This is a genomic window from Terriglobus sp. YAF25 (genome assembly GCF_052113305.1).
GTDB lineage: Bacteria > Acidobacteriota > Terriglobia > Terriglobales > Acidobacteriaceae > Terriglobus.
The window spans coordinates 1-2,285 of sequence record NZ_JBFRCY010000724.1 but is presented as its reverse complement, the minus strand read 5'-3'; the positions used below and the strand labels follow the sequence as shown (position 1 = coordinate 2,285).

The 2,285-nt window shown below is 58.3% G+C and carries 2 protein-coding genes; both read right to left on the bottom strand.

What is annotated here, in order from left to right:
* The coding region (locus tag AB4043_RS22905; protein WP_442308199.1) for an amino acid permease at positions 1-1,388 on the bottom strand (1,388 nt) is incomplete at its 3' end.
* 238 nt (positions 1,389-1,626) lie between these two features.
* The coding region (gene bla / locus AB4043_RS22900; protein ID WP_442308198.1) for a class A beta-lactamase at positions 1,627-2,285 on the bottom strand (659 nt) is incomplete at its 5' end.

Below are 2,285 nucleotides of genomic sequence, written 5' to 3'. Positions count from 1 at the left end.
GTCTTGCGCAGCACCACGACCGCGATGCAGACGATCACGAAGGCCAGCAGCGTGCCGATGTTCACCATCTTGCCGATATCGTCGATCGGCGTAATGGAACCGACGATGGCGGCCAGAAAGCCCGCCAGGATGGTCCCCTTCCACGGAGTACGGAACTTCGGATGAATCGCGCCAAAGAACTTCTGCGGCAGCAGGCCATCCTTGGCCATGGCATACAGCACACGCGACTGGCCGAGCAACATCACCAGCATGACTGAGGTGAGACCGGCCAGGGCGCCTATGGTGATGATATCCGCCGCCCATCCCAGGTTATGGGAGAGGAAGGCGCGGGCCACTGGGGCCTCGATGTTGATGTCCTTCCAATAGACCATGCCGGTGAGAACACCGGCGACACCGATATAGAGCACGGTGCAGATCAGCAGCGAGAGGATGATACCGATCGGCAGATCGCGCTGCGGATTCTTAGCCTCCTGCGCGGTCGTGGAGACGGCGTCAAAACCGATATAGCTGAAGAAGACCAGCCCCGCCGCCAGACCAATACCGCCACTGCCAAAGGGTGCGAAGGTTGACCAGTCATGACCCCAGTTCGCCTTGTCCACATACTTGATACCAAGTGTGATGACGAAGAGAACCACGGCTACCTTCATCACAACGATGCCGGAGTTGAACTTGGCCGACTCCGAGATACCGATGACCAGAATCGTCGTGATGATCAGAGCGATGATGAAGGCCGGAAGGTTGAACCCAATCTCCATGCCAAAGAGATGTGGAGCCCCGAGAAGCGCGTGCGCCTGAGACGTCAGATCGGAGGGAGCAGCAGCCTTGAGTGCATCCAGAGCGCTCGAAAACGCCTGCGTTCCAGGAATCAGTTCGGGATGTTGTACAGCCAGCATCTTGCGGGCGATGACATCGGTCGCCGTACGCAGCCCGGTCCAGTGGTCGTAGGAGAGCCACAGCGGGAACTTCAGTCCGAAGATCGATAGGAACTCGATGAAGTGATTCGACCAGCCGGAGGAGACGGTGCTGGCGCCCATGGCGTACTCAAGCGTCAGATCCCAGCCGATGATCCAGGCAAAGATCTCGCCCAGCGTGGCATAGGCATAGGTATAGGCAGAGCCGGCCAGCGGAATCATAGCTGCGAACTCGGCATAGCAGAGACCGGCAAAGACGCAGCCGAGGCCAGAAAGTACATAGGCCAGCGTAAGAGCTGGCCCTGCGGAGTGTGCGCCTATACCGGCTAGAACAAAAATGCCGGCTCCAATGACCGCGCCAATACCGAGCGTAGTGAGTTCAAACGGTCCGAGCGCCCGGACGAGTGTGTCGGAGCCTTCCTCTTGTGCTTCTTTGAGGAGAGCATCCATTGATTTCGTGGCGAGTAGTTTGGCCATGTAGCGGCGACGGCTCCTTAGTGCCTCAGTATTGCTGGGATGTGAAGAGAATACCCGAAGGCGGGCAGTTTCGGGGGGAAACTCTCCGCCACTCGCCTTCGCGGTCAAATCCAATTACATGCCCTGCTGGAGCATCTCCCTGTAGGTGTGATGTGGGCTTCGGCATCTATGGGCGTTTTCCGCAATGAAAACGCCGCTACACGCCTATTCCGGGACACCCAGCAACAGGGAGAATGCTCTAAACGTACAACGACCCGAGCTTTCTGCCAATCTCCTGAAAGACCAGATTGCTCTGTTCCGTCTCCAGTTTGCTGCCGGTGTAATACACGGTGATCAGAACCGGTTTCCGGTTTGGCGGATACAGGACCGAGATGTCGTTCGTCGTGTTGTAGTCGCCCGATCCTGTTTTGTCGCCTTCCTTCCAGTCACCGGGCAGGCCCGCCTTAATCTTCTTCAGACCTGTCTGTGTCGCCAACATCCAATCGTTCAACTGTTTACGCGATGCGGAGCTGAGCACATTGCCGAGAGTCAGCTTCTGGAGTGTCGCCAACATCGCCGATGGCGAAGTTGTGTCGCGCGGGTCGCCGGGGATTCCGGAGTTCAGGCTCGGCTCATTCCGGTCAAGGCGCGTAGTCGTGTCGCCGATGCTCCGCAACCACTTCGTAAACCCGGCAGGCCCACCGACCGTAACCAGCAACAGGTTCGCCGCCGTATTGTCCGAAAGCGTAATCGCTGCCTCACATAGCGCGCCTACCGTCATTCCGGTCGCAACGTGCTCCTTCGTGACCGGAGCATACGAAAGCACCTCCGCCTGGGTATACGTCACCAGGCGATCGAGCTTCTCTTCCCCTCGATCCACCCGGCTAAGCACCTGGGCTGTCAGCGCGAGTTTGAAGG